Origin of the sequence: Stenotrophomonas sp. MYb238, from assembly GCF_009496535.1 — a bacterium.
In the GTDB taxonomy this organism is placed as follows: domain Bacteria; phylum Pseudomonadota; class Gammaproteobacteria; order Xanthomonadales; family Xanthomonadaceae; genus Stenotrophomonas.
Genome location: NZ_WIDL01000006.1, coordinates 13,356 through 26,977, shown reverse-complemented (window position 1 = coordinate 26,977; position 13,622 = coordinate 13,356). Strand labels below are relative to the sequence as shown.

Here is a 13,622-nt window from a genome sequence, read left to right as displayed (position 1 = left end):
GCGCGCCATGCCGATCCCTTCCACACCGCTGTCAACGCCCGCCTCGTCCGCTGCCGTGGTCACGCCGCGCGTCGCGCTGGCGGTGGCCACCACCCTGTTCTTCATGTGGGGCTTCCTGACCAGCCTCAACGACGTGCTGATCCCGCACCTGAAGGCGGTGTTCGAGTTGAACTACGCGCGCGCGATGCTGGTGCAGTTCACCTTCTTCGGCGCGTATTTCCTGATGTCGCTGCCGGCGGGGCGGCTGGTCGCGCACCTTGGCTACAAGAAAGGCATCATCGCCGGCCTGCTGATCGCCGGCGTCGGCGCGCTCGGCTTCTGGCCGTCGGCGGCGCTGCGCACGTACGAAGCGTTCCTGGCGTCGCTGTTCGTGCTGGCCACCGGCATCACCGTGCTGCAGGTGGCGGCCAATCCTTACGTGGCGCTGCTGGGGCCGGAACAGACCGCGTCCAGCCGTCTGACCCTGGCGCAGGCGCTGAACTCGCTGGGCACCACGCTGGCGCCGCTGTTCGGCGGCTTCCTGATCCTCAGCACCACGGTCAAGAGCGGCGAGCAGATCGACGCGCTGCCGGCCGCCGAGCAGATCGCCTACCGCGCGGCCGAGGCGCAGTCGGTGCAGGGTCCGTACGTGGGCCTGGCGATCGCGCTGGCGCTGCTGGCGGTGTTCGTCTACCTGTTCCGCCTGCCCAGCCTGACCGAGGCCACCGAAAAGGCCGACACCGGGCATCACACCCTGATGGACGCGCTGCGGCATCCTCACGTGCTGTTCGGCGTGCTGGCAATCTTCTTCTATGTCGGCGCCGAGGTATCCATCGGCAGCCTGATGGTGAACTACCTGGCGCTGCCGGACATCGGCGGCATGAGCGAGCAGCAGGCCACCAACTACGTGTCCGCCTACTGGGGCTGCGCGATGGTCGGGCGTTTCGCCGGCTCGTGGCTGCTGGCGCAGTACTCGCCACGCCGCCTGCTGGCCGGTTTCGCGCTGGCCAACGTGATCCTGCTGGGCGTGACCCTGGCGGCCAGCGGCAAGGTCGCCATGTACGGCATCGTCGCCACGGGACTGTTCAACTCGATCATGTTCCCGACCATCTTCTCGCTCGCCATCGAGCGCTTGAGGCCGCTGACCAACAAGGCCTCGAGCCTGCTGATCATGGCCATCGTCGGCGGCGCGGTGATTCCGCTGCTGCAGGGCATGCTGGCCGATCGCATCGGGCTGCACCTGAGCTTCGCGCTGCCGGTGGCGTGCTACCTCTACATCATTTTCTACGGCCTGGCCGGTTCGCGACCGCAGACCGCCAGCGGCCAGGGAGGCTGAGGCCAGATGGGCAAGATCGTTTGTTTCGGTGAGATTTTGATCGATCTACTGGCGCAGCCGCCGGCCACGCCGGAAACGCCGCGTGCGTTCCTGCAGTACGCCGGCGGGGCGCCGGCCAATGTCGCGGTGGCGGCCGCGCGGCTCGGCGCGCGCAGCCATTTCGCCGGCATGCTCGGCCGCGACATGTTCGGCGACTTCCTCGCCGACAGCCTGGCCGAGGCTGGCGTGCTCACCGACTGCATCGTGCGCACCGACGCGGCCAAGACCGCGCTGGCCTTCATCGCGCTGGACGCCGGCGGCGAGCGCAGTTTCAGTTTCTACCGGCCGCCGGCCGCCGACCTGCTGTTCCGCGAGCAACACTTCCATCCGGCCTGCTTCGACGGCACCGGCTGCTTCCACGCCTGCTCCAACAGCCTGACCGAACCGGATATCGCCGCGACCACCTTCGCCGGCATGGACCGCGCGCGCGCCGCCGGCGCGGTGGTCAGCCTGGACCTCAACCTGCGCCCGGCGTTGTGGCCGCAGGGCGTCGATCCGACCCCGTGGCTGTGGCAGGCGCTGGAGCGCGCGGACCTGGTCAAGCTGTCGCGAGAGGAACTGGACTACCTGGCCGCGCCGCTCGGCGACGAGGGCGAGGCGCGGGTGCTGCGGCGCCTGCTCGGCGCGCAGGCGCGCTGGGTGATCGTCACCGACGGCGCCGCGCCGCTGCGCTGGCTGACCCGCGACGCCCAGGGCGAAGTGCCCAGTTTCCGCGTGCCGACCGTCGATACCACCGCGGCCGGCGACGCCTTCGTCGGCGGCGTGCTGTACGGCCTGGCCGAGCGCGGCGGTACCGGTGCGGCGTTCGATGCGTTCTGCCACGACCACGACGCGATCACCGCCACCCTGCGTTTCGCCGCGGCCGTCGGCGCGCTGGCGGTCACCCGCAAGGGCGCTTTCGCCGCCATGCCCGGACTCGAAGAAGTGCAGCAGCTGCTGCAGCAACAGGACGCCATCGCATGAACACCACCGCTCCCGATTTCCGTTCCCCGGCCTTCCTGCGCGCGCACATCGCCGACACCATGGCCTTCTACCACCCGCATTGCATCGACCCTGCCGGTGGTTTCTTCCACTACTACAAGGACGACGGCACGGTCTACGACGCCAGCCATCGTCACTTGGTCAGCAGTACGCGTTTCGTCTTCAACTACGCCATGGCGTACCGCGAGTTCGGCAACGCCGAGTACCTGGACGCGGCGAGGCACGGCGTGCGCTACCTGCGCGAGGTGCACCGCAATCCGGCCACCGGCGGTTACGCCTGGACCCTGCGCGAGGGCAAGGTCGAGGACGACATGAACCACTGCTACGGCGTGGCCTTCGTGCTGCTGGCCTACAGCTGCGCGCTCAAGGCCGGCATCGAGCAGGGGCGCGAGTGGATGGACGAGACCTGGCAGCTGCTGGAAAAGCGCTTCTGGGAGCCGCAGCACGGCCTGTACCGCGACGAGGCCGACGCGCAGTGGAACTTCACCGGCTACCGCGGCCAGAACGCCAACATGCACATGTGCGAGGCGATGCTGGCAGCGTTCGAGGCCAGCGGCGAGCGCCGCTACCTGGAGCGCGCGCTGCAGCTGGCCGACAACATGACCCGCAGGCAGGCGGCCAAGGCCGGCGGGCTGGTGTGGGAGCACTACGACGTCGACTGGAACATCGACTGGAACTACAACCTCGACAACCCCAAACACCTGTTCCGCCCGTGGGGTTTCCAGCCCGGCCACCAGACCGAGTGGGCCAAGTTGCTGATGATCCTGGACCGCCACGTCGAGGCCGACTGGCTGGTGCCGACCGCGCGCCACCTTTTCGACAGCGCGGTGACGCGTTCGTGGGACGAGGCGCGTGGCGGGCTGTACTACGGTTTCGCGCCGGAAACGCGCCGGCAGCCGGGCATGGACGGCGCGGCCATCGGCGGCGACAGCTTTGTCTGCGACGACGACAAGTACTTCTGGGTGCAGGCCGAATCGTTGGCCGCCGCGGCGCTGCTCGCAAAGCGCACCGGCAACGAGGCGTACTGGCAGTGGTACGAAAAGCTGTGGGCGTACTCGTGGGAGCACCTCGTCGATCACACCTACGGCGCCTGGTTCCGCATCCTCGATGCCGACAACCGCAAGTACGACGACGAGAAGAGCCCGGCCGGCAAGACCGATTACCACACCATGGGCGCCTGCCACGAAGTGTTGAACCTGGTCAGGTGAGGTGAGCTGCGAACGTCGTCCCCGCGCGGGCGGGATCGCTCTTGCTTCCGCCTGGACAGAGAGCGAAGCAAGGGGTGGAGCGCTGACCCTGCATGCGTTCGTTGAACAGCGCTTCCTGCCTCCGCGGGAATGACGGAATAACAACGAAGGGAAAACCCCGCAATACGAAGGAGCCACCATGCAGTCCGTGAGCATTCAATTTGGATCGATGCAAGTCCGCATGACCGGCCTGTGGCGCAGCGCCTTGCTGCTCGTGTTGTGCGGCCTGGGAAACATCGCCTTCGCCACGCCGCTGGCAGCGCAGTGGAGCTTCCGCCTGTTGCCGGGCGATACGCAGCTGCAGGCGCATCCGGGGCTGGATGCGTGGCGACCGGCACAGGTGCCCGGCAGCGTGCACGACGACCTGCACAAGGCCGGCGTCATCGGCGATCCCTACGTGGGCGCACCCGAGGCCGGGCTGCAGTGGATCGGCCTGGCCGACTGGGAATACCGCGCGCGTTTCGACGTCGATGCGGCCACGCTGTCGCGCCGCCATGCCGAACTGCGCTTCGACGGCCTGGATACCTTCGCCGAGGTCAGCCTCAACGGCCAGCCGCTGCTGAAGGCCGACAACGCGCACCGCACCTGGCGCGCGAACGTCGATGGCCGCCTGCGTGCGAAGGGCAACGAGCTGCGCGTCGTGTTCCGCTCGCCGATCCGTACCCTGCTGCCGCAGGTGCAGGCGATGCCGCACAAGATCGCCGGCAACTATCCCTCGCCCTATGGCGACGAACCCAAGGACGCGATGGTCGGCAACTTCGCGCGCAAGCCGGCCTACCACCTCGGCTGGGACTGGGGCCCGCGTTACGTCACCGCCGGCGTGTGGCGGCCGGTGCACCTGGACAGCTGGGACCAGCACCGCATCACCGGCCTGGCCGTGCGCACCGACGCGCTGGACGACCAGCGCGCGCGCCTGAGCGTGCTGCTGCAGGTGGAGCAGGGCGCGACGGCGGGCAAGGCCGGCGTCGTGGTGGATGTGCTCGATCCGGACGGCCTTCGCGTTGCCCGTATCGAACGCGAGGTCGTCCTGCAGCCCGGCGCCAACGCATTGCAGCTGCCGCTGGAGATCGCGCAGCCGCGGCGCTGGTGGCCGGTGGGTTACGGCGCGCAGGACCGCTACACCGTGCAGGCACGCCTCGATGGCGGTGGCGACCCCGCGCGCGAGGCCGCGCTCCGCACCGGCCTGCGCAGCGTGCAGCTGCAGCGCGACGAAGATGCCGAGGGTGGGCAGGGCTTCGCGTTCGTCATCAACGGCGTGCCGGTGTTCGCCAAGGGCGCCAACGTCATTCCGTTCGAATCCTTCCCGGCGCGCGTCACCCGCGAGCGCCTGCGCCGCGACCTGCAGGCCGCGCGCGACGCCAACATGAACATGCTGCGCAACTGGGGCGGCGGCTACTACGAGAGCGACGATTTCTTCGACATCGCCGACGAGCTCGGCCTGCTGGTGTGGCAGGACTTCATGTTCGGCGGCGGCATGCAGCCCGGCTACGACCCGGCGTTCCGCGCCAACGTGGTGGCCGAGGCGCGCGACAACATCCGCCGCCTGCGCCACCACCCCAGCATCGTGCTGTGGTGCGGCAACAACGAGGAAGAAACCGCTTGGAAAGACTGGGGCCACCGCAAGCAGCTGACCGCGGCCGACCCCGCCTTCGCGGCGAAGGTATGGCAGGGCTACGTGGACCTGTTCGGCAACGACCTGCGCCAGGTGGTGGCCGAGGAGGCGCTGGGCGTGCCGTACTGGTCCAGCTCGCCGAGCAACGACCTGGACGAGAAGGCCAACGACTCCCGGCGCGGCGACAAGCACTACTGGGACGTGTGGGGCGGTCCGGCGCTGCCGGCGACGGCCTACCTGCATGAAACCCCGCGCTTCATGTCCGAATACGGCCTGCAGGCGTGGCCGCAGCTGTCCACGGTGGACGCGTTCGCCAGCCGCGACGAGCAGCAGATCGATGGCCCGGTGATCCGCGCCCACCAGAAGTTCATGGCCGGCAAGGGCAACGAGCGCCTGCTGCACTACATCGAGCGCGAGTACGGCACGCCAGCCTCGTTCGCCGATTTCGTCTACCTCGGCCAGGTGATGCAGGCCGAGGGCATCGAGCTGGCCGCGCTGCACCACCGCGCCTCGCGGCCGTACACGATGGGCTCGCTGTACTGGCAGCTCAACGACGTATGGCCGGGCGCGTCGTGGTCGAGCATCGATTACTTCGGCCACTGGAAGGCGCTGCACTACCACGCGCGCCGTTTCTTCGCCGACGTGGCGGTGGCCGCGCTGCGCGACGAGGATGGCGTCACCCGCTTCAGCCTGCTCAACGATGGCCGGCAACCACTGACCGCGCGGTGGCGCGTGCGGGTGATGGAGGTCGATGGCCGCGAATTCGCGCGCCAGCAGGAGACCATCACCCTGGCGCCGATGGCCGCGACCCAGGTGGCGCAGCTGGTCGATGCCGACCTGCTCAAGGGCCACGACCCGGCACGCAGCGTGGCGGCGTTCGAACTGCTGCAGGGCGGCGATGTGATCGCGCGGCGGCTGGTGCATTTCGTGCCGGCCAGGACGCAGGCGCTTGCCGCCAACCAGTTGCACGCCGAACTGCGCGCAGACGGCGATGGCTATCGCCTGCGGCTGCACGCCGACGGCCTGGTGCGCGCGGTGTGGGTCGATTTCGGCGACACCGGCGCGCGTGTGGACGACAACGCCTTCGACCTGCTGCCCGGCGAAACCCGCGACCTGCGCGTGCGCGGCGACGCCAGCCTGGACGCCCTGCGCGCGGCGCTGCGCCTGCGCACGCTGGGCGACACGCTGCACGCCACTTCCGTTCCACCGCAAGACCCCGCTTCCACCCCGAGGACCCGATGATGAACCGAGCCCTGCGCAATGCCCCCCTCGCCGCCGCCCTGCTGCTGGCGCTGTCCGCCTGCAATCCGGCGCCGCCCGCTTCCAGCGCCGCGCCCGCCGATGCCGCGCCCACCGGAACGGCCGCGTCCGCCGACGTGCCGGCCGTCGACGATGCCGAAGCCGCACGCATGGCCGAACAGGTGCGCGAGGCGACCCGCCACGCCTGGCAGGGCTACATGCAGTACGCCAAGGGCCACGACGACCTGAAGCCGATCAGCGCGCAGCCGCGCGACTGGTACCCGGTGCCGCTGCTGATGTCGCCGGTCGATGCGCTGGACACGCTGCTGCTGCTGGGCATGGACAAGGAAGCCGACGAGGCGCGCGAGCTGATCGTCGGCCAGCTGTCGTTCGACCAGGATGTCGAGGTGCAGAACTTCGAGGTCACCATCCGCCTGCTCGGCGGCCTGCTGTCGGCTTACCAGATGACCAACGACGAGCGCCTGCTCAAGCTCGCCGACGACCTGGGCACGCGCCTGTCGCCGGTGTTCGACAGCCCCACCGGCCTGCCGTACACCCACGTCAACCTGCGCACCGGCAAGACCCGCGGCAGGATCAGCAATCCGGCCGAGACCGGCACCCTGCTGCTGGAGTTCGGCACCCTGGCCAAGCTCACCGGCAAGCAGGCGTACTACGACAAGGCCAAGCGCGCGCTGGTGGAGACCTACAAGCGCCGCTCCAGGATCGGCCTGGTCGGCCTGAACATCGATGTCGAAAGCGGCGAATGGACCAACAAGGACGCCTCGATCGCCGGCGGCATCGACTCGTACTACGAGTACCTGCTCAAGTGCTGGAAGCTGTTCGGCGACGAAGACTGCAAGCGCATGTGGGAAGACAGCATCGGCCCGCTCAACCAGTACCTGGCCGACGACGTGCGCGAGGGCGAGCTGTGGTACGGCCACGCCGACATGGACAGCGGCGCGCGCACCTCCACCACCTACGGCGCGCTGGATGCCTTCATGCCGGGCCTGCTTGCGCTGGGCGGCGACCTGGACCGCGCCAAACGCCTGCAGGAGTCCAACCTGAAGATGTGGCGTTTGAACGGCATCGAACCGGAGTCGCTGGACTACGCGGCGATGGAAGTGCGCTCGCCCGGCTACGCGCTGCGCCCGGAGATCGTCGAGTCGGCCTACTACCTGCACCACTACACCGGCGATGCGCGCTACCGCGGCATGGGCAAGGAGTTCTTCGACGACTTCGTGAAGTACACCCGCACCGAGCACGGTTTCTCGGCGCTGAAGGACGTGCGCAGCAAGGAGAAGGACGACTCGATGGAGAGCTTCCTGTTCGCCGAGACCTTCAAGTACTACTACCTGCTGTTCGCCCCGGCCAAGACCCTGGACTTCGACGGCGTGGTGTTCAACACCGAAGCGCACCCGCTGCGCAGGACCTGGTAAGCCGCGCGGTCCCTTCCGCATCCGCCCACGCCGTTTGGCGTGGGCGTGAGGGCGAGCGATCAGGGCCTGCGTGCCGATGGCGCGCAGGCCTTTGCTTTTTCGCGCCGCCCCGGCGGCAGCGCCGGCGGCGCAGCCGTCGTTTAAACCCTACGGTCTTCCCCAGCATCCAATGTCCAGTCGCACGCCTCCACGAGGACGCGTGCATGGCATGACGACAAGAGGAAGACCGATGCGCGCCACACCCTGCCGTTTCCTGCTGCTGGCGGCGATTGCGCTGCTGGCCAGCGTCCCCGCCGGCGCCGCGTCCCTGGTCGACGCCAACGCCGCGACCCGCGACTTCATCCGCGCGACGATGAAGGACAGGGGCATTCCCGGCCTGCAGGTTGCCGTCATCCGGGATGGCCGCCTGCTGCTTTCCGAAAGCCATGGCCTGGCCAACGTCGAGAACCGCCAGCCGGTCGAGCGTACGACCCTGTTCCCGATCAACTCGGCGACCAAGGCGTTCACCGGCGTGGCGGTGATGCAACTGGTCCAGGCCGGGCGCATCGACCTGCAGGCGCCGATCTCGACCTATCTGCCGGACCTTCCGCCGGACTGGCGCGGGATCCGCGTCCGCCAGCTGCTCGCGCACACCTCCGGCCTGCCGGACATCGTCGATGCGCAGGGCCTGGTCGGCGGTGGATCGGAGCAGGACGCCTGGCGCGCGGTGATGCGCATGCCGCTCGAGGCGAAGCCAGGCGAGCGCTTCGCCTACAACCAGACCAACTACGGCCTGCTGGCGCGGATCGTCGAGCGGCAGGCCGCGATGCCTTACGAGGATTTCGTGGCCGGACGCCAGTTCGCGCCGCTCGGCATGCGCCGCTCGGTGTTCGGCGACAGCTACGACCTGGTTGCCGGCGCGGCCACCGTGTACAGCTTCTTCCCGCGCCGCACCGACGCGCCGGACGCGCCGGCGCGGCTGTCGCACTGGTTCTACGACGTGCCGCGGGGACTCTGGGCGGGTGGCGGCATCCAGACCACCGCCGACGAACTGGCGCTGTGGCTGATGGCGCTGCTGCAGGGGCGGCTGATCGATGCCGGCCTGCGCGAGCGCATGTGGGTGCCCGAGCGCCTGGACGATGGCAGCGAGGGCGACTGGGGCGCCGGCTGGCCCGTGGCCGGCGCTTCTCCCCATCGCGAAGCGACCGCCATGGGCGGCGCCCGCGCGGCCTTCCGCGTCTATCCGGACGAGGGATTGGCGGTGGTCGTGCTGACCAACCTGGTCGGGGCCGATCCGCAGGCCTTCATCCCGCAGATCGCCGGGTTCTATCGCGCGGTGCCGGCCGGTAGGCCGCACTGAGCCATCGCCGTCGTTGCTTCGGGGCGCGGCCGTGCAGCGCGATCAGTACAGGTCCATCGGGTCCACGTCCAGCGACCAGCGCACGCGCCGCGCCTGCGGCAGCGCATGGATCTGCGGCATCAGCAGGTCGAGCAGGCCGTGCAGCGCGCGCCGCTGCGTGGCCGACAGCAGCAGCTGCGTGCGCTGGAAACCGGCGCGGCGCGGCATCGGCGCCGGCATCGGGCCGTAGCGTTCGACAGCGCTTTCCCCGGGGATGAGCTGCCTGGCCGCGGCCAGGAATTCGTTGGCCTGTTCCACCTGCTTGGCCTCGGCGCGCATCAGCGCCAGGTGCGCGAACGGCGGGAAGCCCGCGGCCTCGCGCTGCGCCAGTTCGGCGTCGGCGAAGGCGTGGTAGCCGCCGTTGACCAGCGTGTGCAGCAGCGCGTTGTCCGGATGATGGGTCTGCAGCCAGACCTCGCCGGCGCGCTCGGCGCGGCCGGCGCGGCCGGCGACCTGGATCAACTGCTGGGCCAGCTTCTCGCTGGCGCGGAAGTCGGCGGAGAACAGGCCTTCGTCGATGCCGACCACCACCACCAGGGTCAGCCGCGGCAGGTCGTGGCCCTTGGCCAGGATCTGCGTGCCGACCAGGATGCCGGGCTGCTCGCCGAGCGTGGCCAGGGTCTGTTCCAGCGCGTCGCGACGCGTGGTGGTGCCGCGGTCGATGCGCAGCACCGGGTAATCCGGGAACAGCTGCAGCAGCCGTTCCTCCAGCCGCTCGGTGCCGATGCCCTGCGGCTGCAGCGCCAGGCTGCCGCAGTCCGGGCAGGCCAGCGGCACCGGCGCGCGCGCGCCGCAGTGGTGGCACTGCAGGCGGCGCCCGGCGCCGTGCACGGTCATCGGCGTGGCGTGCAGCGGCGTGCTGCAGCGGCGGCACGGCGCGGTCCAGCCGCAGTCGTGGCACAGCAGCACCGGCGCGTAGCCGCGGCGGTTCTTGAACACCAGCACCTGGTTGCCGGCGCGCAGGTGCTGCTCGATGCCGGCCAGCACTTCCGGCGACAGGCCGTCCTGCAGCGGCCGCTTGCGCACGTCGAACACCCGCACCGCCGGCGGCCGCGCGTCGCCGGCGCGCTGGCGCAGGCGCAGGTGGGCGTAGCGGCCGGCGCGCGCGTTGTGCAGCGATTCCAGCGACGGCGTGGCGCTGCCCAGCACCACCGGCACGTCCAGCGCCTTGCCGCGCACCAGCGCGAAATCGCGGGCGTGGTAGCGGATGCCGTCCTGCTGCTTGTAGCTGCCGTCGTGTTCCTCGTCGACGATCAGCAGCCCGGCCTGCGGCAGCGGCGTGAACACCGCCGAGCGGGTGCCGACGATCACCCGCGCCTGTCCGCGCGAGGCGGCCGCCCATACCCGCGCGCGCTCGTTGTCGTTCAGGCCCGAATGCAGCGCATGCACCGCGATGCCCAGGCGGGCGCGGAAGCGGGCGAGCATCTGCGGGGTCAGGCCTATCTCCGGCACCAGCACCAGCGCCTGCCGGCCCTGCTCCAGGCAGCGGGCGATGGCCTGCAGGTAGACCTCGGTCTTGCCGCTGCCGGTGACGCCGTCGAGCAGGAAGGGATGGAAGCCGTCGGCCGCGGTTATCGCCTCGATCGCCGCCTGTTGCTGCGCGTTTGGCACCGGACCGGAAACCGGATGGGCGACCGGCACCGCCGCCGGCATCGCCGCCCGCCGCGCGAAGCCGCGCTTGAGCAGGGCGCGGCCGGCTTCGCGCCAACCGTCCATGCGCGTTTCGAGCGCGTCCTCGGCCAGCGGGCCGTCCCCCAGCAACCCGGCCAGGCGCTGCGGCCGGGTGCCACTGCGCAGCCGCGGCAGCCCGTCGCGGCCGGCGTCGGTCAGTTCCCAGCCCCAGTCGTGGGTGTCGGGCAGCGGCTCGCCACGCCGCAACGGCGCCGGCAGCGCGGTTGCGGCCACCTCGCCCAGCGGCGCGTGGGTGTAGCGCGCCAGCCAGCGCAGCGAGGCAAGCAGCTCCCCGCCCAGCAGCGGCGGGCCGTCCAGCCATTGGAGGGCCTCGCGCAGCGCCGCCGCATCCTCCACCGCGCCGATGCCCTCGACCAGGCCGACCAGCTCGCGGTTGCCGAACGGCACCTTGACCCGGCGCCCGACATCGCCGGCCACCGGCGACGGGCTGCCGGCCGGCGGCAGGTAATCGAAGGTCTGCGGCAACGGAACCGGCAGGGCGATGCGCAGGGTGGGGCAGCGGGGCATGGGCGGCAGTGTAGGTGGCGGCCGTTGCCTGGCACACCCCCGCCATGCCGGCGACGCCGGGTGCAAAGGGTCTGTAGCGCCCGCCTGCGGCAGTGGCCAACTTGCGTGCGCTTGTTGCGGCCGGGAGCATAAACACCGCGTAAACACAGGCCGCGACTGGAGATTTGGGCTTATCCACACAAATTGTGGATAACTCTGTGCATCAGCGTTGTGCTCCACGCGTCCAAGGCGGTGGTTGAAGCCTTTCCCTCAACTTGGTCAAAAAATAGCCATGCGATCAAGTCTTTTAGAATCAACGGCTTGTGCGTGAAACAAAAGCGAAACACGGCTGCCGTGACGAAATCGCGGCGGATCGCGGCCAGGCTATTGACGCTGTGCACAAGTTGCGGCATGGGCCGTTCTGGCGGGCGTGAAGACGGTGTGCAGGCCGGTGCGCGGGCTGTCCGCACCGGCGGATGCGCTGGGTATCATTCCGGGCGATGAAGGAGTTCCCCTGATGGCCGCATCCGCCTCTTCCACCACGGCCGCAGCCGGTGCCCTGTCCGCTTTCCTGAAAGGCGTCGAACGCCGCGCCCTGGTCGTCGCCGGGTTGCAGGGCGGCGACGGGGACGCCGCGGGCCATGCCGTGGCGGCGGCCATGCGGGCTTTCGCCGGGCCGGCCGCCGGCATGCCTTTGGCGGACTGGCCGGTACGTTTCTGGAGCCTGCTGTGCGGAAGCCCGCAGCTGCGCGCACCGTCCACGGGCGGCAGCTGGCCGCCGCCGCTGGCGCACCTGCGCGGGCTCGCGCCGGCCGAGCGGCTGGCGCTGCTGCTGCGCATCGGCGCCGGGTTGGACGAGGACGCCGCCGCGACGGTCCTGGGCATGGCGCCGGAAGACTACCGGCGGGCCCTGTCCGCCGCCTGCCCGCTGGACGTGCAGGGCTATCCGGATGCGGCGGCCTGGCGCGGGCTGGCCGAGCAGGTGCAGGCGCAGGTGCGCGATCTCCCGCCGGACCGGCTGCAGCAGCTGGACCACCTGCGCGGATCGATGGCGGCCGCCGCGGCGCACGCGCGTACGCCGGCTCCCGCTCCCGATTCGGCGCCGGCGCGGCGGGCCGACGCCGGCGACCGGGCCGCACGCCCACCGCGCCGCGCGGGTTCGCGCTGGACCTGGCGGACCTGGCTGCTGCTGTGCCTGCCGCTGCTCCTGCTCGCGGCCGTCGCGGCCTGGTGGTGGCGCGAACACGGGCTGGCGTTGCCCGGCACGGCCGCGCCGGCGGCCGAAGGCGCGGTATCGGACAACGGTCCGGTACAGGTCGAGGCATTGCCCGCCGAGGACGTTCCCGCCGCGCCCCCGGCCGACGGCAGCCGCGCCGCGGCGGACGCGGCGATGCTGGCCGATCCGGAGCTGGCGCTGGCGCAGGACGCCGATTTCTATGCCTGGCATGCGGCCGGCGGCCCGGTGCCGGTGGACGAGTCGCAGGCGCAGCCCGGCCGCACCGAACCGCCCGGTAGCGCGCTGGAGACGGTCGATGCGGAAGATTGAGCGCCTGTTGCCGCTGCTGCTGATGGCGCTGGCCGCGGTGCCGGCACTGGCGACGCCGGCCGCCCGCTCGCTGGTTCCCGGGACGCCGGACGCTGCCGTGACGGATGCGGACCTGCAGTCGCGCTGGCCGGCGCTGGGGCCCGTGCGGCAACAGGAACTGCGCGCGCGCTACGCGGCGTGGCGCGCATTGCCCGAATCCGAGCGGCAGCGCGTGCGTGCGGCCGCGGCCGCCGTGGCGGCCCTGCCGGCGGACGAGCGCGCGGCCCTGCACGGGCGTTTCCTCGGTCTGGACCGCCTGTACCGCGACGGCTGGCGGCTGGGCCCGCAACTGGGCGCGCTGTACCCGAATCTGCAGCCGTTGCTCGGTTATCTGCCCGAAGCGCAGCGCGAACCGATGCTGGCCCTGCTGCGCGAGCTCGACGCGGGACAGCTGGCGCAGCTGGCCCTGCTGTCGCAGCGCACGCCGCCGCAGGAGCGCGACGCGCTGCGCACGCAGCTGCTGGCCGTGCCTGCCGGCGGTCGTGGCGATTGGCTGCGGCGCAAGACCGAAGCCCGCTGACGGGACGCCGCGCGCGGCTTGACCGCCGGATCGTGCCTGCATCGCGGCAGGCCTTCACTCCCATTCACCCGCTGCCCTTACAATGGCCGGCT

At 70.6% G+C, this 13,622-nt stretch carries 10 protein-coding genes; 8 read left to right on the top strand and 2 right to left on the bottom strand.

Translation table 11 applies throughout. From position 1 onward, the window contains the following. The first annotated feature begins 7 nt into the window (after positions 1 to 7). The 6 genes from CQ393_RS05730 (at position 8) to CQ393_RS05705 (ending at position 9,208) form a co-directional block, all read left to right on the top strand. The gene (locus CQ393_RS05730; protein WP_153190641.1) at positions 8 to 1,315 is read left to right on the top strand and encodes a sugar MFS transporter; all 1,308 of its coding nucleotides are present in this window, start codon (positions 8 to 10) and stop codon (positions 1,313 to 1,315) included. A 6-nt stretch (positions 1,316 to 1,321) separates the two neighbouring features. Continuing rightward, entirely contained in the window at positions 1,322 to 2,317 is a 996-nt protein-coding gene (locus CQ393_RS05725) for a carbohydrate kinase (RefSeq protein ID WP_153190640.1), read from the top strand. Then, complete coding sequence (locus CQ393_RS05720; RefSeq protein ID WP_153190639.1) at positions 2,314 to 3,543, top strand: AGE family epimerase/isomerase; 1,230 nt, start codon at positions 2,314 to 2,316, stop codon at positions 3,541 to 3,543. The genes CQ393_RS05725 and CQ393_RS05720 overlap by 4 nt, the downstream gene beginning before the upstream one ends. A 220-nt stretch (positions 3,544 to 3,763) precedes the next feature. Then, positions 3,764 to 6,436: a glycoside hydrolase family 2 protein gene (locus CQ393_RS05715; protein WP_153190638.1), complete on the top strand. Its 2,673-nt coding sequence runs from the start codon at positions 3,764 to 3,766 to the stop codon at positions 6,434 to 6,436. Next, positions 6,436 to 7,869 (top strand): glycoside hydrolase family 47 protein, encoded by a 1,434-nt coding sequence (locus CQ393_RS05710; RefSeq protein ID WP_153190637.1) that lies wholly within the window; start codon positions 6,436 to 6,438, stop codon positions 7,867 to 7,869. Before CQ393_RS05715 ends, CQ393_RS05710 begins: the two co-directional genes overlap by 1 nt. 229 nt (positions 7,870 to 8,098) lie before the next feature. Next, complete coding sequence (locus CQ393_RS05705; protein ID WP_153190636.1) at positions 8,099 to 9,208, top strand: serine hydrolase domain-containing protein; 1,110 nt, start codon at positions 8,099 to 8,101, stop codon at positions 9,206 to 9,208. A 42-nt stretch (positions 9,209 to 9,250) separates the two neighbouring features. Here the strand turns inward: CQ393_RS05705 and CQ393_RS05700 are convergent, their stop codons facing one another. Both CQ393_RS05700 and CQ393_RS05695 read right to left on the bottom strand, forming a co-directional pair. Beyond that, entirely contained in the window at positions 9,251 to 11,446 is a 2,196-nt protein-coding gene (locus CQ393_RS05700) for a primosomal protein N' (protein ID WP_153190635.1), read from the bottom strand. Between the two features lie 170 nt (positions 11,447 to 11,616). Further along, positions 11,617 to 11,838 carry a hypothetical protein gene (locus tag CQ393_RS05695; protein WP_153190634.1) on the bottom strand — a complete coding sequence of 74 codons (222 nt, stop codon included), beginning with the start codon at positions 11,836 to 11,838 and terminating at the stop codon, positions 11,617 to 11,619. Between the two features lie 104 nt (positions 11,839 to 11,942). Between CQ393_RS05695 and CQ393_RS05690 the strand changes: the two genes are divergently transcribed. Both CQ393_RS05690 and CQ393_RS05685 read left to right on the top strand, forming a co-directional pair. After that, on the top strand, positions 11,943 to 12,971 hold the full coding sequence (locus CQ393_RS05690) for a hypothetical protein (protein ID WP_153190633.1): 1,029 nt from the start codon (positions 11,943 to 11,945) through the stop codon (positions 12,969 to 12,971). Beyond that, on the top strand, positions 12,958 to 13,530 hold the full coding sequence (locus CQ393_RS05685) for a DUF3106 domain-containing protein (RefSeq protein ID WP_153190632.1): 573 nt from the start codon (positions 12,958 to 12,960) through the stop codon (positions 13,528 to 13,530). Before CQ393_RS05690 ends, CQ393_RS05685 begins: the two co-directional genes overlap by 14 nt. The last annotated feature ends 92 nt before the right edge of the window (positions 13,531 to 13,622 follow it).